Origin of the sequence: Cohnella cellulosilytica, assembly GCF_042431195.1 — a bacterium.
Lineage (GTDB): Bacteria > Bacillota > Bacilli > Paenibacillales > Paenibacillaceae > Cohnella > Cohnella cellulosilytica.
In genome coordinates this window covers 127,726-143,760 of record NZ_JBHMDN010000010.1, presented here as the reverse complement: position 1 = coordinate 143,760, position 16,035 = coordinate 127,726, and the positions used below count along the sequence as shown (strand labels likewise).

The 16,035-nt window shown below is 57.7% G+C and carries 13 protein-coding genes; 11 read left to right on the top strand and 2 right to left on the bottom strand.

Annotation, left to right across the window (positions count from 1 at the left end):
• Window positions 1–81: 81 nt before the first annotated feature.
• The 4 genes from ACFFT4_RS06765 (at window position 82) to ACFFT4_RS06750 (ending at window position 5,759) form a co-directional block, all read left to right on the top strand.
• The gene (locus ACFFT4_RS06765) at window positions 82–963 is read left to right on the top strand and encodes a carbohydrate ABC transporter permease (RefSeq protein ID WP_378046147.1); all 882 of its coding nucleotides are present in this window, start codon (window positions 82–84) and stop codon (window positions 961–963) included.
• A 4-nt stretch (window positions 964–967) separates the two neighbouring features.
• Entirely contained in the window at window positions 968–1,810 is an 843-nt protein-coding gene (locus ACFFT4_RS06760) for a carbohydrate ABC transporter permease (RefSeq protein ID WP_378046145.1), read from the top strand.
• 45 nt (window positions 1,811–1,855) lie between these two features.
• The gene (locus tag ACFFT4_RS06755) at window positions 1,856–4,243 is read left to right on the top strand and encodes a discoidin domain-containing protein (protein WP_378046143.1); all 2,388 of its coding nucleotides are present in this window, start codon (window positions 1,856–1,858) and stop codon (window positions 4,241–4,243) included.
• 61 nt (window positions 4,244–4,304) lie between these two features.
• Window positions 4,305–5,759 carry a hypothetical protein gene (locus ACFFT4_RS06750; protein WP_378046141.1) on the top strand — a complete coding sequence of 485 codons (1,455 nt, stop codon included), beginning with the start codon at window positions 4,305–4,307 and terminating at the stop codon, window positions 5,757–5,759.
• Window positions 5,760–5,875: 116 nt separating this feature from the next.
• Here ACFFT4_RS06750 and ACFFT4_RS06745 read toward each other — a convergent pair whose 3' ends face one another.
• Window positions 5,876–6,589: a hypothetical protein gene (locus ACFFT4_RS06745; protein WP_378046140.1), complete on the bottom strand. Its 714-nt coding sequence runs from the start codon at window positions 6,587–6,589 to the stop codon at window positions 5,876–5,878.
• Between the two features lie 172 nt (window positions 6,590–6,761).
• Between ACFFT4_RS06745 and ACFFT4_RS06740 the strand changes: the two genes are divergently transcribed.
• Window positions 6,762–8,024, top strand: a complete 1,263-nt coding sequence (locus tag ACFFT4_RS06740; protein WP_378046138.1) for a molybdopterin-dependent oxidoreductase — start codon at window positions 6,762–6,764, stop codon at window positions 8,022–8,024.
• 144 nt (window positions 8,025–8,168) lie between these two features.
• On the opposite strand, the gene ACFFT4_RS06735 is transcribed toward ACFFT4_RS06740, so the two are convergent.
• Complete coding sequence (locus tag ACFFT4_RS06735) at window positions 8,169–8,312, bottom strand: hypothetical protein (protein ID WP_378046137.1); 144 nt, start codon at window positions 8,310–8,312, stop codon at window positions 8,169–8,171.
• A 77-nt stretch (window positions 8,313–8,389) separates the two neighbouring features.
• Between ACFFT4_RS06735 and ACFFT4_RS06730 the strand changes: the two genes are divergently transcribed.
• From ACFFT4_RS06730 to ACFFT4_RS06705, 6 genes are all read left to right on the top strand, one after another.
• A complete protein-coding gene (locus ACFFT4_RS06730) occupies window positions 8,390–9,286 on the top strand; it encodes a DUF6612 family protein (RefSeq protein ID WP_378046135.1) in 897 nt (298 codons plus the stop codon).
• A gap of 132 nt (window positions 9,287–9,418) precedes the next feature.
• Window positions 9,419–10,519, top strand: a complete 1,101-nt coding sequence (gene ychF, locus ACFFT4_RS06725; RefSeq protein WP_378046134.1) for a redox-regulated ATPase YchF — start codon at window positions 9,419–9,421, stop codon at window positions 10,517–10,519.
• 239 nt (window positions 10,520–10,758) lie between these two features.
• On the top strand, window positions 10,759–12,567 hold the full coding sequence (locus ACFFT4_RS06720) for a sensor histidine kinase (protein WP_378046131.1): 1,809 nt from the start codon (window positions 10,759–10,761) through the stop codon (window positions 12,565–12,567).
• The gene (locus ACFFT4_RS06715; RefSeq protein ID WP_378046129.1) at window positions 12,542–13,957 is read left to right on the top strand and encodes a response regulator transcription factor; all 1,416 of its coding nucleotides are present in this window, start codon (window positions 12,542–12,544) and stop codon (window positions 13,955–13,957) included. Before ACFFT4_RS06720 ends, ACFFT4_RS06715 begins: the two co-directional genes overlap by 26 nt.
• A gap of 188 nt (window positions 13,958–14,145) precedes the next feature.
• Entirely contained in the window at window positions 14,146–15,057 is a 912-nt protein-coding gene (locus tag ACFFT4_RS06710; RefSeq protein ID WP_378046127.1) for an ABC transporter permease, read from the top strand.
• On the top strand, window positions 15,058–15,990 hold the full coding sequence (locus tag ACFFT4_RS06705; RefSeq protein WP_378046126.1) for a carbohydrate ABC transporter permease: 933 nt from the start codon (window positions 15,058–15,060) through the stop codon (window positions 15,988–15,990).
• Window positions 15,991–16,035: the final 45 nt, after the last annotated feature.

Sequence of the window (16,035 nt, the reverse complement as noted above, 5' to 3'; positions counted from 1 at the left end):
ATCGGCCCGGTCGCGATAGGCCGGATCGGGCCGATGCGCTTGGGAGTGAGAAGTATAGCAGCTATAGCAAATGCGCCGAAGATGAGAAAACGCAAGCTGTCGAAGCAAGGAATCGTCTATGCCGTGCTGACGCCGACCGTTTTGTACTTTGCGCTGTTTTTCTACTATCCGTTCTTTACGAACGTCGTCTGGATGTTCACGGACTATAATTTTCTGAATAGTGCGAAATTTGTCGGTTTGAAAAACATCGCGCATTTCTTCGATGACCCGTATGCCTGGAAAGCGCTCAAAAATACCTTTGTGATTACACTGGTCAGCACGCCGCTGACGCTGGGCGTCTCCTTGGCGCTGGCCATGGCCGTGTTTTACTTGAAGCTGGGCAAGGCCGTCATCCGGGGAGCGATCTTCTCCACCTACATCGTCTCGACGATTGTGGCCGCTATCACGTTCAAGGTGTGGTTCAACGACGAGCTCGGCTACGTGAACAGCATTTTGACCGGCCTTGGGCTGAAAAAGGTAGCTTGGCTCACCGACCCGTTCTGGGCGATGGTTGCGATTATTATGCTGAGCGTGTGGCTGCTGATGGGCTATTTTATGGTCATTTTCCTGGCGGGAATTTCCGGCATCGACACGCAGCAATTGGAAGCCGGCATGATGGACGGGGCGAACAAACGGCAGTTGTTTTTCCGGATTACGCTGCCGCAATTAAAGCCGGTCATGATCTTCTCCTCGATTATCGCCGTGTCGATCTACTTGAAGACGTATCCCTCGGTCGTCATTCTGACGAACGGCGGCCCCTACCGCTCGACGGAGACGATTCTGATGTATATGTTCGATCAGGGGTTTGTATCGAGGAACGTAGGCTACGCCTCGGTGTTGGGGATTGTCATTTTCTTGATTACGATGTTCATATCCCTGCTGCAGTTGAAATTGACCAAATTTTTCTCCGAGCAGGGGGGATGAAGACGTGAATACGCAGAAGGCGAGCAGAAGCTGGCTGGACTTTGTTTATTTGCTGGGGATGGCGGCGGTCGCCTTTGTACTCCTGTCCCCTGTCATTTGGCTCGTGTCCGCTTCGTTCCAGGGGCCCGGGGAAATTTTCAAGGTTCCGTTCCGGTGGATTCCGCAGCACATTTCTTTGGACAACTACAAAAACGCCTGGGAAGTCGGACAGGTCGGGAGCGCGCTGTGGAATTCCGTGTCCGTATCCGTGCTGATGCTTGTGTTCCACCTGTTCCTTAATGCGTTCAGCGGATATGTGATCGTGAAGTATTCCTTCAGATTTAAGAGCCTTATGATCGTGTTCGTGCTGGCGACGCTGATGCTGCCGCAGGAGATTACTTTTCTGCCGGTTTACAATCTCGTAAAGTCGTTCGGGCTGGTAGACAGCCATCTGGGCTTGGCGATTCCGTTCTTCTACAGCGGCTTCGGCGTCTTTCTGATGATGCAATTCGCCCGCGCCATCCCGGATGAAATTCTCGAATCGGCCAGAATCGACGGCTGCTCGGAGTACCGCATTTTCTTCCGGATCGCGCTGCCGCTGCTCAAATCCGCGATCGCCGCGCTGGGCATTATGGCGTTCTCGTTCATTTGGAATGAATATGCCTGGGCGAACATTGTGGTTCTCTCCGACCAGATGCGGACGCTGCCGATCTCGCTTACTTTCCTGGCGAAATCGTCCGACAACTCGGTCAAAATTTCCGCGCTGATTCCCGCCAGCGTGATCGCGATGACGCCGGTTATGCTGCTGTTCTTTATTTTTCAACGTCAGTTCGTAGAAAGCGTAGCAAGCTCCGGGGTAAAAGGATAACCCGCAACGGAGGCATGTCCAATTCACTTGAGAGGTGATTTGAAAATGTACAGTTTTACGCTCAAAAGAACGGTTCAATATGCCGGTTTGGCTTTGCTCGCACTTGTGATTGCCGTGATCTGCTCTTCCAGAGCTTCTGCGCAAACGATCGTGTCGCAAGTCGTGCAAAGCCCGGAAGGCAAGTATTATTTGCAAAAAGACGGCAGCCCGTTTCTGTACCTCGGCATTCAAAATACCGGCACAACCCAATTAAAAGGCAGGTACGCCAACGACAATCCTCCTTACGCGCCGTACCCGACGCCTATGCCGCTGAGTTGGCTGGAGAACGCCTATGAGAAAACGCAGGCGCTCGGCTACAAGGTCGTTCAACAGCAGTTGACTTGGTCCGATCTGGAGCTGACGAATACGCCGGGCGTGTACGACTGGACGATCATCGATCAGTACGTTGATTGGGCGAACGAGTACGATCTGTATATCGACATTGTCTGGTTTGGCACTAATGTGGGTGGAGGCGGCGTGCTATCGGGATACCCTTACGGCTGGAACACGAATGTGCCTCCTTATTTGCAGAATCACAACAAATATTGGAATAACGGCGACGGAGTCGGTTCAGGCGCCAACACGCCTCACCTTCCTTCGCAAGGCACGGATGCCGCCAACCTGTTCGCTTGGGAGAGACAGGCGATCAGAGCATTGTTCGATCACTTGGCCGTATACGACACCAATCATAGAGTGGTTCTCTTCCAAGTGAACAACGAGCCGAATCTGGCCGCCCATTACGAGGCCAACAAGACGGAGTGGCTCAGCGTCCTGAACAGTCTGGCGGAGCAGGTCAAGCTGTCCGATTACGTTGTGGCTACGAGAGTGAATCTGGCCGGCTATACGACCGGCGATCCGGATATTAAAAACAGCAGCCCGCACATCGACTTTAACGGTCCCGATCTCTATTCGTCGAACGTAACTGCGGTGATGAACGCGATCAACGACCACGGCAATTCCAGCTTGACCTACATTCCCGAGAATGCGGGCGACTTCGGCAACTCGTCTTCGCTGACCTTGACGGCGCTCGTAAACGGCGGATTTTACGAAGTGTACCAGCTTAACGACTCGTGGACTTTCTCCAACCAAGGGATGTTGGGAGCGACCCTGTACAATACGTGGACGCTCGGGACGCTGCCGCCGTTTACGGCGCAAGCGACCGATATGAAAAATCTGAACAATGCGATGAATAAAGTCGGCTCCCTGATCGCGGCTGCGCACCCGTCGAGAATGGCGGGCTACAACATCGAGAGCGACAATCCGACCTCATCCTACAATGCGTTCAAGTCGGTAGCCGGCAAGGATATGGCCTTCTATTCGACGGACAGTTCCGTGGGCATGGTCGTCAATAACGGAAGCTATTTCTATGCGGTATCGGATACGGCCAATTCCGCGAATGTTTATTTTACGACCAAGGAAAATCCGGCTTCGGCCACTTACGGCTATATGGACAGCAGCGGTAACTGGGTTAGCCAAGGCAATATAGCTGTCGTGGATAACGGCAACGGAACGTGGAAGATTCCGTATTCCTCGCAGCAGGCGGTCAGAATCGAGCTGTCTCCGGCGGAGAAATTCGCCGCGGCGACGAACGCCAACAATCTGTTCCCGGCCTCCAACGCGATCGACGGCAGCCAGGGTACGGCCTATGTGAGCGCGGATTCTCAGGCTTTCCCGGAGTATTTGACCCTCTATTACAATCAGCCGCAGACGTTTAACCGACTCAGTGTGTCCTGCGATTTCTGCCAAGGGCAGGGCGTTACGAGCTACGACGTACAGGTGACAACGGATGGTGCGAATTGGAGCACGGTAGGGTCCTCAGGCACGGTAAGCTATGCGGGCAATAGCGCGGCCATTGAGACGAGCGTCGTGGACTTCACGGCAGTAACGGGAATTACAGGCATTCGCATCCAAATCAACAGCGCGAATATACAGTGGGATCATTTTGCGGTGAATGAGATGACCCCGTCGTATAGCGCCGGCTTTCCGAATACGGCGACCGCCAGCGCAACAAGCGTTAACGGATCGTTCCCGGCCTCGCGTGCCATCGACGGAGATCAAGGCACGGCTTACGTCAGCGCGGATAATCCAACTTTTCCGCAATATTTGACCTTGACCAACAGCCAGCCGCAGTCTTATCAGCAGCTGAGCATAACCTGCGATTTTTGTCAGGGGCAAGGCATTACGAGCTTTGACGTGGAGGTATCCACGGACGGCACGAGTTGGAGCACGGTAGGGTCCTCCGGCACGCTAAGCTATACGAGCAATAGCGCCGCCATCGAGACGAAGACGGTGACCTTCGCTCCGGTGACCGGGATCCAGGCGATCCGCATTAAAATCAACAGCGCAAACCTGCTGTGGAACCATTTTGTTGTGAACGAAATTCAAGCCAGCTAGAACGGTCGATTCAAGCAGCAAATGAAGCGGTAATTTAAGCAGAAGCAAGGAGGAGCCTTACTTGGATTACGTTAAACACGAAGGAAACCGTTGGACGATCGTTCACGGAGAATATGAGGGAGTGGAGCGTCATGCGCTCGACGTGCTGTACAATATCGTGCAGCCGCATGTGCCGTATTTGATGACGCTGCACTCGCATGCGACGGACAAGCAAAGTTTGAGCGACTACAACCTGATTGTGCTGGGCACCGTCCGCTCCAATCCATGGATCGCGGAGTTGGCGGAGCAAGGTCACATCCAGCCGAATCCGAAAGCGGAAGGGTATGCCATTAAAGTGTTCGCCAGCCCGCTCAACCCGGAGCGGCAGATGATCGTGATCGCCGGCGCGGACGGGAATGGGACGTTGTACGGCGTGAACGATTTCGAGCACTATTATTTGGACCCGAACGAGGACGATCTATACGAGAAGAAAAAGAATTTTACCGAACCGATGCCGGAATACGAAGCTTCCAGCGCTCCGGCCATTGCCGAGAGAGGCTTCTGGACATGGGGGCACGTCATCTACGACTATCGCAAATACATTGACCACATGGCCAAGTGGAAGTTGAATTTCATTACGATCTGGAACGATTTCGCTCCCATCAACGCCAAGGAAGTGACCGATTACGCGCATTCCCGGGGCATTAAAGTCATCTGGTCGTTCTCCTGGAGCTGGGGCGAGGATTGCGATCCGAACGACCCGGAAGAGCTGAACAAATGGACGGAGCGCGTGCTCGACACTTACGAGACGCAGTACGCTCATCTGGGCGGCGACGGCATTTATTTTCAGACGTTCACGGAAACGAAGGATAAGCATATCGGCGGCAAGCTGATTGCGGAGGTCGTGGTGGACTGGGTGAACCACATCGCCGGGAAGCTGTTGGAGAGACACCCTGAGCTATGGCTCAAGTTCGGCATCCATGCGACGTCGATCGAAGAGAATTATCCGCTGCTCGCGAAGCTGGACCCAAGGGTAAACATGACCTGGGAAGACGCCGGGGCGTTCCCGTACAGCTACGATGCGAACGATAACCAGTCGATAGCCGAAACGATGCAGTATACGGCCAACATCAGCGGGCTGCGAGGCGAGCAGGAGGATTTCGGCTTAGTCATCAAGGGTGGAACGTTCCTGAACTGGTTTGCTTTCGAGCATCAGAAAGGCGTCATCGTGCTCGGCCAAGCCGGTGAAGCGTTAATTGACAGCCTGTCCGGTCAGAAAGCCCGACCTTATAAGCAGTGGAGACATCAGCAAGCCTACTGGATGAAAAACCTGCACAATCTGTTGGATACGCTGAAGGTCATTGTGGAGCAAAACCCGAAACGGATTGCCGCCGAGGCGTTGGTCGAGCATGGACTATGGGAGCGGTATATGTGGTTCCCAGCGGCGTTATGCGCGGAGAGCATGTGGAACCCTTATGAGAGCGCCGAGGAAATCATCAGAAAAGTAGCTTTGGCGAAGGAAGTTCATTTTGCTTAGGTAGCCGGGTTTGGCCGGAGTGGGCAGTAAACGAAGACAGGGTCCGGTATCTTCAGGAAAGCTGAAGGAGATACCGGACCCTGTTTTGATGTTGTCTGCGGTCAAGCTTTATAAATTTAGATCGTCCACTGCCCGTGAACGATGCCGGCGAGCTGCCAGTCGTCTCCGCCGGGCGCGAATACGAGCACAAGGCTTTGCCAGTCCATGCCGTTCAGTTCCTCGTCGAAGCCCGGGAAATAAAACTCCACGTAGGAGGCGCCGGGGTAGACTTCCGGTACGTTGAATATCGCGTTGCCCGTGCCGACGATCTTGTTCACGCTCACCTGAGGAGCGTCCGCGAAATCCTTCGTATACACGAATTGCTCGTAGTAGTCTCGGAACGTCAGCTCGATCGGCTCGCCGCTGCCGTCGGCTTCGCCCCACTTCAGCTTATTCTCGTCCTTGAAGGTTGGAAAAGCATCCGGCTTGAACGAGAGATCGGTATCTACATTGACGAAAGGGTACGGGGAGAAGCGCAAGCCTTGCTCCGGGTCGATCAAGGTGACCAGGGAACCGAGATCCCTCTCTCTTAAATAACCGACGGTTTCGAGCGCAAGCTCCTTAACCCGGGCGTCGGAGGGCTGTTCCTTATCGGTGGACGGGTTCGGCGCGTTGTTGCTCGGCTCGGCGGACGGCACGCCGCTTGAGCTGGCTTCAGGCCCGCTCCCGAGGGATGATGTGGGCGGAAATGTAATCGGAGCATCGGTTGCTCCGTTCTTATTGTCGGCTCCGCAGCCAGCCAATAGGACAGCGAGAAGAACCGCGGCCAGAAGCGGAGGCTTGCTTCGCATAGTCTATTCCTCCTTGCAGTCAAGTATTTATTTAGACGCAGAAAACGCCGAGATGTTCCGGTGGAAAATGCGGATAGGGAATTTTTCTTCCCCGGGCACGAAGGTTCGGAAGCGCTCGCGGACCTGTTATAATGGAATAACCAAACTCTGGCAACCGACTGGAGGCGTGAAAATGAACGTTCGCAAGCGGGGAATCGGCAAACGCTTGACCGAGCTTCATCGATGGAACGGGTGGATCGTCGTCGTTCTGGCCGCAACGGGGCTGCTGCTGGCATGGGAGCCTGTGCGCGGCTGGCTTCAAGGTTATTTTCGCAATCCGGTCAAGCAGCTGCACATCGTGCTCGGGATCATGTCCGGCATTCTCTTGGCGTTCTATCTGCCGCTTCTGCCGAAGCATCTCAAGCAGATTCGGCGGCGTCCGAAGCAGAAGGCGAATTTGATCTTCGTTCTGGCGCTGCTTGCCGGCTGGCTGATCTCGGGAATCGTCCTGTGGCAAATTCGCAGTTTTCCGCCGGCCTGGGCGAACGGGGCTCTTCTCGTGCACGACCTGTTCACATGGATCGGCGGACCGTATCTGGTCTATCATTCCATCGCCCGCCTGAAATGGATGAGGCGGCCGGAGCGCCGGGCGATTCGGGTCGAAGAGGAGACGGAAGAGGCCGGCTCGGGCGGAGGGAGAAGTCCGTATGGCGAGCCGGTGCCGCTCATCCATCGCCGGCAATTTCTGAAATGGACGGCGGGGGCCGCTATCGCCGCGGTTGCGCTGCCTTCCTTCGTCCGCTGGCTGGCCAGCTCCGGGGGAGGCGGAATGGGGTTGCCCGGCGTGGAGGGGATGGCGGGCTCGCCCGGTGCCGACGCCAATCGGATGCTGCCGCCTCCGACACCGCTGCCCGATTCGGCTAACGTGATCGGGGGAGGGGCGCAAGGCCATTTTCGCATGTATACGGTTACGCGGCTTCCGACCTTCGACTCCGATACGTGGAGCTTCCGCATTTTCGGGCTTGTGGACCGGCCGGCCGAGTGGAATTGGGGGCAGTTTCTCGCGTTGGCCCGCACCGTGCAGGTCAGCGACTTTCACTGCGTGACGGGATGGTCGGTATACGGCAACACATGGGAGGGCGTTCCGCTAGCCGCCGTGCTGGAGGCCGCCGGAGTGAAGCCGAGCGCCAAATACGTAAAGTTTTATTCGGGAGACGGGACGTATACCGACGCGCTGACGCTGGAGCAGGCGAGAATGGACGACATTCTGCTCGCCCTGATGCATGACGGCAAGCCGATTCATCGCGATTACGGCGGGCCGGTTCGTCTGATCGTTCCCAAGATGTACGCTTATAAATCCGTCAAATGGCTTTCCGCCATCGAGCTGATCGATTCGGAGCATATCGGCTATTGGGAGGAGCGCGGCTACGACACGAACGCTTGGGTGAAGGGGTAAGCCTTATGCGTTGATTGCGGCTTCGCTGGATAAGCTAAGGGAAGAAGGATGCGCAACAGCCCGGACATCCGGCGGCCGCCTTGCGGCGGAATGCCGATGTCCGGGCTGTAGGCTTCGGGACGAATCGGGAAACGATGCTGCGGGTCAATCGGTTTTTTTCTTCGCTTTAGGCACGGGGGCGACGGATTTCGTATTCTCCAAGGTGTCGTTGACGAAGGCCATATCCTGATTTTCCGCTTTCATATGCGTCGTTCCTTTATCGTTTCCTTTATGCGTCCGGTTTTCCATGGGCGCTCCCTCCTCTCTTCGAGGTCATTGTGCGCATTCCGCCAGAGCGTTATCCGTATCGGGAGGTTGGCAAAATCATGAGGAATAGTTCGCAGCCGGGCATGCGGCGCAAGGCGGCTGTCCTGTGCGCGGCATGTGCGGTCGGGGCGCTGCTGCTCGTCTCGTGCGCAGGGAAAAAGGAAGCCGAGCAGACGCCGCCCCCCACGGCCGCAAGGAAGATTACACCCGCCGAGCAGTGGCTGGAACGGGCAGCCTCCGCCGCCGCAACGATGAAGAAATACGCCTTCGAATTGCAGATGACCCAGGAGCTCGGCCCGGCCGGGGATTCGAAGCGTTCCGACGTTCGCGTCGACATGCAGGGGAAGGCGGAGCGCGAGCCGCTGAAGCTGGACCAGACGATTACGAGCGTCATCGACGGCGAAGCGTCCACGCTGCGTTCGATCGTGACGCCGGAGGGATACTTCATGTATTTGCCCGAGTACGAGGAATGGAGCCGGTTGTCCAAGGAAGTGGCCGAGGAGAACGCGGAGACGCTGTCGGATTTCCAGATCAATCCGGAACGGGCGATCGAGCGCTTCCGGCAGCTGGGGGAGGGATTAAGCGCCGAACGAAGCGGAAATTCGACGGCCGTCCGCTACGAAGGCGCCGGCCCGGAGGCGAAGACGTTTATGGCGGGGCTGATGAAAAGCACGCTGGGGCTGACCGATTCCGAAGAGGTCATCGCGGAGGAACTGGCGGTATCGAGGTTAAAGGTCGCCTATTATGTAGACAACGAGCAGCATTGGCCGCTGTCCTACCGGATCGAGACGGAGCTGACCGTCGAGCTTGAGCCGGGGCAAAAAACGCCGGTCACCATGACGCTTGCCGGCACCTACAGCAAGCCGAACGCGACCGCGGCGATCGTCGTCCCGCCCGAAGCGCTGGAGGCTCCCGATCCGGCCGAGCTTGAGGATTTGCTCGATTTCGGGACGTGAGGGCGGAACGGGGCGGACAGTAGACGTTGCCGCCCAGTTCCGTTATAATGGCGTGAGAATTGAACAGCTTGACGACGCGTTTGCGGCCAAGCGGCGCAAGCGGTCGCGAGAAGTCAGGAGTGTTAGGATAAAATGGCATTGTCGTGCGGAATCGTCGGCCTTCCGAACGTAGGAAAGTCGACCTTGTTTAATGCAATTACCCAGGCCGGGGCGGAGATGGCGAACTATCCGTTCTGTACGATCGATCCGAACGTCGGCGTCGTGGAAGTGCCGGACGAGCGGATGCAGAAGCTGGCGGAGATCGTGAATCCGAACCGGATCGTGCCGACCGCGTTCGAATTCGTCGATATCGCCGGCCTGGTCAAGGGCGCGAGCCGCGGAGAAGGGCTGGGCAACAAGTTTCTGGCCAACATTCGCGAGGTGGACGCGATCGTTCACGTCGTCCGCTGCTTCCAGGACGAGAACATCACCCACGTCTCCGGCAAGATCGATCCGCTCAACGATATCGAGGTCATCAACCTGGAGTTGATTCTGACGGATATCGAGTCGGTGGAGAAGCGGATGGAGCGCACGCGCAAAGGCTTGAAGAGCGGCGACAAGAAGGTCGCCGAGGAGCTCGCGGTGCTCGAGCGCATGCACGCGACGCTGACGGCCGAGAAGCCGGCGAGAAGCCTGGAGCTGACGGCGGAAGAAGCGCGTCTCGTTCGCGATCTTCATCTGCTCACGATGAAGCCGGTGCTGTACGCGACGAACGTAAGCGAGAGCGACGCGGCCAACGCCGACGGCAACGAGTACGTGCAGAGAGTGCGCGAATACGCGGCGGCGGAAGGCTCCGAGGTCGTGCATATCAGCGCGAAGGTGGAGTCGGAGATCGCCGAGCTCGAGGGCGAGGACAAGGAGATGTTCCTGGAGGAGCTCGGCCTGACCGAGTCGGGGTTGAACCGCCTCATTCGCGCTTCGTACAAGCTGCTCGGCCTGTATACGTATTTTACGGCGGGCGTTCAGGAAGTGCGGGCGTGGACGATTCGCCAAGGAACGAAGGCGCCGCAGGCGGCGGGCGTCATCCATACCGATTTCGAGCGGGGCTTCATCCGCGCCGAGGTTGTCTCGTACGGGGACCTGGTCTCCAACGGCTCGATGAAGGCGGCCAAGGAGAAGGGACTCGTGCGGCTGGAAGGCAAGGAGTACGTCGTCGCCGACGGCGACGTGATGCATTTCTTGTTTAACGTGTAAATCGGCTGCGCGGCGGAGCGAATCCGACCGGCAACCGGGGCCGGCGAACGACCCGAATAGCAAGGAAGCGGCAGGGCGCATGACGTCTCCACGGGGAGAGGCATGCGTCTTGTTGGCGTGCCGCCGCCCGCCGAAACGCGAGCATACCGCAAGAAATAGAACGGACGGGGCCGCGTTGACAGTGCGGCGGGCGATCCTTAACATGGAGCTAAGGTCGGGAGATCATTGGAGATGGGACCATGGCTTTTCTAAGAAGGCTGTCCATTCGTTCGCAATTGCTCATATTGGCCGTCTCGACGATCGCCGTCATCCTTGTGCTGATCTATCACACCTACTCTACGGTGTCCGGGATGGTGACCCGCAGCCACGAGGAATACGTTCAGCAGACGATCGCGGAGATCAAGCGGAACGTGACTTCGAACAAGGACGTGCTGTTCCGGCTGATGCAGACGATCTCGTACGACGACGAGGTGCAGAGCTACCTGGTCGAGCAGAACGCGATCGCGCGCTTCGAGCGGTTCAAGAAGCTTAACGTTCTGCTGTCCAGCCAGCGGGAACTGAAGGACGGCATTCTGGATATTGTCGTCTCCGGCGACAACGGCTATTCGGTGGATATCAACGGGGGCGCCCGCTACGCCGATCGGCTGAAGGATCGCCTTCCCGGCAAGGTGAACGCCTATTACGTCGGCATGGAGCAGTTCGGCACGTTGTACGGCTCCGCTACCGGAATCGTGTTCGCGTCGACGATCTCGCACGTGCAGCAGGGTGAGCGCTTTAACGAAAAGCTGGGCACGCTGTTTTTTATTCTCGATCCGAAGGCGCTTGTCGGCGAGAAGGAGTACGACGAGGAGCAGACCAATACGCAGATTTATTTGCTGGACCGCGACCGCCGCGTCATAACGAGCAATACGTCGCTGCAGACCGGCAGCCGGCTTCCCGATTTCGATTCCGGAAGCTCTCCTGCCGATCATCAGACGGTGCAGTGGCAGGACCGGCCGTTCGTCGTGCAGACGGAAAATCTGCCCGCCATCGACGGCGGCATTCTCAGCGCCGCGCCGAAGGACGCGCTGCTCAAGGAACTGCTCGTCATTCGCCGGCAGGAGCTCGTGATTCTGGGCATCGGCCTGCTGATTCTGGCCATTCCGTTTATTTTCATCATCAACAACATTTTGCGCCCGATCAAGAAAATGATCTTCTTCATGACGTCGCTGCAGCGCGGGGACGATCTGCGGTTCGGCAAAAGAATTTCGCTTAAGGGCTATATGGAAATCAGCATTATGGCTTCCGAGTTCAACGCGACGCTGGACGAGATCGAGCGGCTGACCCAGAAGCTGCTGGAGACGAACGCCAGACTGTACGGAACCGAGCTCGAACGCAAGAAGTCGGAGCTGGCGTTCCTGCGCAGCCAGATCAATCCCCATTTTCTGTACAACACGCTTGAAGCGATCTCCGGCATCGCCGCCGTCGAAGGACAGGCGCGGGTCAAGCGGATGGCGCGCTCGCTGTCGAGCATTTTCCGCTACAGCATTAAGGGGACGGACGAGGTCGAGCTCGGCGAGGAGGTCCGCATGATTCAGTCGTACGTGCAGATCCAGCAAATCCGCTTTACCGACCGCTTCACCGTCCATTACGATTTTACCGACGAAGCGCTGGCCCGGCTCGTGCCGAAAATGATTTTGCAGCCGCTGGTAGAGAACGCGGTGCATCACGGCATTGAAACGACGCTCAGACGCTGCCGCTTGGAGATCGGCGGACGGATCGACGAGGAGGGCGCTCTGATCGTCGAGGTGCGGGACGACGGGATCGGCATCGAGCCCGCGCGGCTGGACGAGCTGCGGAACATGCTGGACAAGCCCGCGGTCGGCGACGCCGGTCCGGCCGGCTGGGAGAGTATCGGGCTGGTCAACGTGAACAACCGTATCCGCCTGATGTTCGGAGACGAATACGGCGTTCGGATCGACAGCGCCGTCGGGCAGGGTACGCACATTCGGTTGAGAATCGGGCAAAGGAGGGACGGAGGAGATGTACAAGGCGCTGATCGTCGATGACGAGAGCTGGGTGGCGGAAAGCCTGAAGGATTTGGTGGAGTGGGAGCGATACGGCTTCGAGGTCGTCGGCCTGGCCGCCGGCGGCGTCGAGGCGCTGGAAGCGATGCGGGAGAAGCGGCCGGACGTCGTGTTCACGGACATCCGCATGCCCGAGATCAACGGCCTGGAGCTGATTCGCCGCGGCAAGCCGCTGTATGAGGACATGCGCTTCGTCGTCGTAAGCGGCTATGCGGAATTCGCCTACGCGCAGCGGGCGCTGCTGTACGGCGCTTCGGCCTATTGCCTGAAGCCCTTCGACGAAATGGAAATCCAGGGCGTGCTGGCGAAGCTGAAGGACGAGTTGGACAACGAGCGGGGGACGGACGCCGAGCTGCTGCTGCGGCTGCTGGACGATCCGGAGGCGTCCGATCGGGAGCGATGGCTGGAGGCGCTGCGCAAGCGGGGCGCGCTCGACTGGATTCGGCAGGGGATCGTGCCGGTCGTCGCCGTCGGGACGGCCGACTTGCCCCGCCCGGGGGGCCGGGAGATCAGGCTGAAGACGGGCGCCGCCAAGACGGCGTATTTGCTGGCCGAATCGCTCGTGCCGGCGGCGCTGGAGAGCTGGCTCGTCGCGATGCCGCCGGGCTTGTCCGGAATCGGTGTCGGAGCCAGGGCGAACGACTGGCAGGAGCTGCGGGAGGCGCTCGAGCAGGCGGATTCGGCGGCGTATCAGTTTTTCGTCGCGGGAGCGCCGGGCGTATTCGGGCTTCGGGAGGAGAGCGTCCCCGCGCTGGACGAGCTGATGGTCAAGGCGCGGGCGGACATCGCCGACCGCAACGGCCCGGCCGTCGCGGAGACGCTAGACCGCATCGGGGCGCTGTTCGCGGCGGGCGAGCTGACGATCCGGCACGCCTTCCAGGTGTACACGATGACGATTTCCTGGCTGTACGGCCTGGAGCGAAGGGAGACGATGCTGTACAGCTACGAGCAGCTCGTCCGCTCGTTCGAGGACGCGGCAGGGATGATCGCGGAGCTGAAGACGGCGGCCGATCGCCATCTCAGACAAGCGGCCTCCATCGCTCCGGAAACCCGCAACCAGACGTTTAACGCGATCCTGCATTTCGTCACCGACAATTTCCGCCGCGATCTGTCGCTGCAGGAGCTGTCGGAGCAGTTCTACATGAATCCGAGCTATATCAGCCAGCTGTTCAAGAAGGAGGTCGGCGAGACGTTCACGGGTTACGTGGCCCGGCTCCGCGTCTCCCAGGCTCGGGAGCTGCTGGAGCGCGGGGACGACACGATTCAGGAAATCGCCGAGAAGGTCGGCTACCGGGATTACTTTTATTTCACGAGACTGTTCAAGAAGCTGACCGGCCTGACCCCGACGCAATACCGCGAACTTCGCCCTTAAGTCGAGGGTTTATTTTTAGAGGAATATGGACGATTTTTAGGAAACCTTCGCAGAAGGTTTCTTTTTTTTGCGCCTGCTTGCAGGATTCAATGATTTTCTATAAAACGCGTGTATACCTCGCCCGGCGGATTGCGAGGATAATGATCCGTAAGAACGGCAGCTTGGGTGTAGCAGGGGGTTGGACGAGAATGACGTTTGGAAAGCTGGGCAAGGAAATCTACAAAAACAAATACTTATACGTTTTGCTCCTGCCGACGGTGCTGTACTTTGCGATCTTTCAGTATTTGCCGATGTACGGCATCGTGCTGGCCTTTAAGGAGTTTCATATTCGGGAAGGAATCCTGGGCAGTCCTTGGGTCGGCTGGCGCAATTTCGAGGACCTGGTCGCCCAGAGCGATTTCTGGAGGGCCGTCCGCAATACGCTCATCATCAGCGTTGGGCGCATCGCGCTGGAGTTTCCGGCCGCGATCGTGCTGGCGCTGCTGATCAACGAAGTCGCCCGCCAGAAGCTGAAACGGCTGTACCAGACCGTCTACACGTTTCCGCATTTTATCTCGTGGGTCATCGTTAGCGGCATTATGTTCAACTTCCTGGGCAGCGACGGCGTGTTTAATCAGATTCTGTCCTTTATCGGCTACGAGAAGCAGGCGTTCCTGACGAATCCGGACCTGTTTCGGCCGATTGTCTTCCTGTCGAACATCTGGAAGGAGGTCGGCTGGAGCGCGATCATTTATTTGGCGGCGATCGCCGGCATCAACCCGGAGCTGTACGAAGCCGCGCACGTGGACGGAGCCAATCGCTTCCAGCAGCTTCGCGCGATCACTTGGCCGTCCATTCGCGGGACGGCGGCGATTCTGCTCATTCTGGCGGTCGGCAATACGATGAACGGCGGGTTCGACCAAATTTTCAACCTGTACAACGCGGGCGTGTACAGCACCGGGGACATTATCGATACGTACGTCTACCGCTCGGCGTTCGCCGACGGAACGAGCTTCGGCGTCACGACCGCCGTCGGCCTGTTCAAGGCGGTGCTGAACTTCGCGCTGCTGTATTTCGCGAACTTTATCGTTAGAAGACTGGGCGGAGAGGGGCTGGTATAGATGACAACGACGAACGCGACCGTTCGCAAGGAGGCGGAAGCTTCGCTGCCTTCCTTCGTCCGGAGGAGAAAATGGAGCATCGCCGACATGCTCATCCACGCCGTGCTGATTTTCCTGACCGTGTGCACCGTGTTTCCTTTTTACAACGTGCTCCTGATGTCGTTCAGCAATTCGGCGGCGATCGCCAAGCAGGCCGTCTATTTGGTTCCTACCGTATTCGACTTCTCGGCCTACAGCTACATCCTTCACGAGCCGCGCTTCCTGAAGGCGTTCCTCGTCACCGCGTTCGTGACGGTCGCCGGGACGTCGCTGAACCTGCTGGGCACGCTGACCGGGGCGTACGTGCTGTCCAAGAGCGGGTTTCCGGGCCGCAGGCTCGTCATGTCGGGAATCATCTTCACGATGTTCTTCAACGGCGGACTCATTCCGTTCTATCTGACGATGAAAAACCTGGGCTTGATCAACAATCTGCTCGTCATGATTTTGCCGGTGGCGATCAATACGTTTTATATGATCATCTGTCTTTCCTTCTTCCGCACTTTGCCGGCGGGGCTCGAGGAATCGGCCAAAATCGACGGCGCCAACGAGATTCAGATTTTGTACAAAATCGTGCTGCCCGTCTCCAAGCCGATGCTGGCGACGATCGCCCTGTTCTACGCGGTCGACAGGTGGAACGAATGGTGGCACGGGGTGCTGTTCATGACGAACGTCAATCTGCTGCCGCTGCAGGCGCTTCTGCGAGAGCTGCTGACCAACTATCAGCAGGTGCTGTCCAGCATCGCCGCGAGCGTTATCGTGCAGAACACCGGCCTGCATCCGGAGATGCTCAAGATGGCCGTGCTCATTGTCAGCGTGCTGCCGATCGTGCTGCTCTACCCGTTCATGCAGAAGTATTTTTCCAAGGGCGTTATGATCGGTTCGATTAAGGGATAATAGAAGCAACCCGCTTTTATTATATACTTCAAGACTAAGGGGATA

What these genes read in the sequence shown, in the direction of transcription:
- ychF (WP_378046134.1), top strand. Translation starts at nt 9,419, where the DNA reads ATGGCATTGTCGTGCGGAATCGTCGGCCTTCCGAACGTAGGAAAGTCG.
- ACFFT4_RS06735 (WP_378046137.1), bottom strand. Translation starts at nt 8,312, where the DNA reads ATGGAAAACCGGACGCATAAAGGAAACGATAAAGGAACGACGCATATG.
- ACFFT4_RS06765 (WP_378046147.1), top strand. Translation starts at nt 82, where the DNA reads ATGAGAAAACGCAAGCTGTCGAAGCAAGGAATCGTCTATGCCGTGCTG.
- ACFFT4_RS06720 (WP_378046131.1), top strand. Translation starts at nt 10,759, where the DNA reads ATGGCTTTTCTAAGAAGGCTGTCCATTCGTTCGCAATTGCTCATATTG.
- ACFFT4_RS06705 (WP_378046126.1), top strand. Translation starts at nt 15,058, where the DNA reads ATGACAACGACGAACGCGACCGTTCGCAAGGAGGCGGAAGCTTCGCTG.
- ACFFT4_RS06745 (WP_378046140.1), bottom strand. Translation starts at nt 6,589, where the DNA reads ATGCGAAGCAAGCCTCCGCTTCTGGCCGCGGTTCTTCTCGCTGTCCTA.
- ACFFT4_RS06710 (WP_378046127.1), top strand. Translation starts at nt 14,146, where the DNA reads ATGACGTTTGGAAAGCTGGGCAAGGAAATCTACAAAAACAAATACTTA.
- ACFFT4_RS06715 (WP_378046129.1), top strand. Translation starts at nt 12,542, where the DNA reads ATGTACAAGGCGCTGATCGTCGATGACGAGAGCTGGGTGGCGGAAAGC.
- ACFFT4_RS06740 (WP_378046138.1), top strand. Translation starts at nt 6,762, where the DNA reads ATGAACGTTCGCAAGCGGGGAATCGGCAAACGCTTGACCGAGCTTCAT.
- ACFFT4_RS06730 (WP_378046135.1), top strand. Translation starts at nt 8,390, where the DNA reads ATGAGGAATAGTTCGCAGCCGGGCATGCGGCGCAAGGCGGCTGTCCTG.
- ACFFT4_RS06755 (WP_378046143.1), top strand. Translation starts at nt 1,856, where the DNA reads ATGTACAGTTTTACGCTCAAAAGAACGGTTCAATATGCCGGTTTGGCT.